The organism is Vibrio sp. Vb0937 (genome assembly GCF_033338855.1).
The window spans coordinates 1-1,108 of record NZ_JAWOTK010000380.1 but is presented as its reverse complement, the minus strand read 5'-3'; the positions used below and the strand labels follow the sequence as shown (position 1 = coordinate 1,108).

At 49.6% G+C, this 1,108-nt stretch carries 1 protein-coding gene; it reads left to right on the top strand.

Annotated features, from left to right (window positions below):
- The coding region (locus R7P67_RS25870) for a peroxidase family protein (protein ID WP_318086460.1) at positions 1-1,108 on the top strand (1,108 nt) is incomplete at both ends.

Sequence of the window (1,108 nt, the reverse complement as noted above, 5' to 3'; positions counted from 1 at the left end):
CTAGACAAAGCACGCCGACTTCTTTGGCCGATCAAGAGAAAGTACGGCAACAAATTAAGCTGGGCTGACCTGATTATTCTCGCAGGTAACATGGCTTATGAATCGATGGGCTTTAAAACCTTTGGCTTTGGTTTTGGTCGCGAAGATATTTGGCATCCAGAAAAAGATACCTATTGGGGTTCTGAGCAAGAGTGGCTTGCGCCAAGTGGCGCGAAAAACAGCCGTTACTCCGGAGAGCGTGATTTAGAGAACCCACTTGCAGCAGTAATGATGGGCTTGATCTATGTGAACCCAGAAGGGGTGGATGGCAATCCAGATCCACTGAAAACGGCGCAAGACATGCGAGTGACATTTGCGCGCATGGCAATGAACGATGAGGAAACTGTTGCACTAACGGCTGGTGGTCATACCGTGGGTAAATGTCACGGTAACGGTGATGCTGCCAACCTTGGTCCAGATCCAGAAGGCGCTGACGTGCATGAACAAGGCCTTGGTTGGATGAACCACAAGACTCGTGGTATTGGTCGTGACACGGTAACAAGTGGTTTGGAAGGGGCTTGGACAACGCATCCGACTCAATGGGATAACGGTTATTTCTATTTGCTCTTCAAATACGATTGGGAACTGAAGAAGAGCCCAGCCGGTGCTTGGCAATGGGAGCCTATCGACATTGAAGAACAAGACAAGCCTGTTGATGTAGAAGATGGCTCTAAGCGCTACAATCCAATCATGACCGATGCCGATATGGCACTCAAAATGGACCCTGAATATCGCAAGATTTCAGAGCGTTTCCAACAAGACCCTGCATACTTTGAAGATATGTTTGCTCGTGCGTGGTTCAAACTGACTCACCGTGATATGGGACCAAAATCGTGCTACCTAGGCCCAGATGTACCTAGCGAAGATCTGATTTGGCAAGACCCAACGCCAGCAGGCAAAACGGACTACAACGTCGATCTTGTGAAAGGCAAAATCGAAGCGAGCGGTTTGTCTATCGCTGATTTGGTCAGCACCGCTTGGGACAGTGCGCGTACTTACCGTGGCTCTGACCGACGTGGTGGCGCAAATGGCGCGAGAATTCGTTTGGCTCCGCAAAAAGATTGGCAAG